Annotated in this window: 1 pseudogene; it reads right to left on the bottom strand. The window is 65.1% G+C overall.

Annotation, left to right across the window (positions count from 1 at the left end):
• A pseudogene (locus HUW62_RS48000) lies at positions 1-321 on the bottom strand (phage portal protein); the annotation flags it as partial.

Below are 321 nucleotides of genomic sequence, written 5' to 3'. Positions count from 1 at the left end.
CCCGAGCGACACCTTGGGTTTGGATGCCCGCCAAAGTGAGTGTGAGGGGGCGTCGGACCCAGTCATCCGCAATCTTGCGGAACTCGCGGTGGAAGATGTCGCCGGCCAACTGGCGGCCCTCCTCGGGAGTCAGCACACCCACGCGCACCAGGCGCTCCACCATCTCCGTCATGCGCTCCGGGTCTCGGGTGGCCGTCGTCTGGCTGCGGAAGCGCCAGAAGCGCACGCCCATGTCCGCGAGCACCTTCCGATTCAGCAAGAAGTCGAACTCGTCTCTTTCGGGTTGGAAGACCTGATCCTCCGCGAAGCGCAGCTGCGCTT

It is taken from the genome of Myxococcus sp. AM011, assembly GCF_013372595.1.
Classification (GTDB): Bacteria; Myxococcota; Myxococcia; order Myxococcales; family Myxococcaceae; genus Myxococcus; species Myxococcus eversor.
Note: the sequence above shows the minus strand (reverse complement) of the source record. Positions and strands in the feature narration are given on the sequence as shown.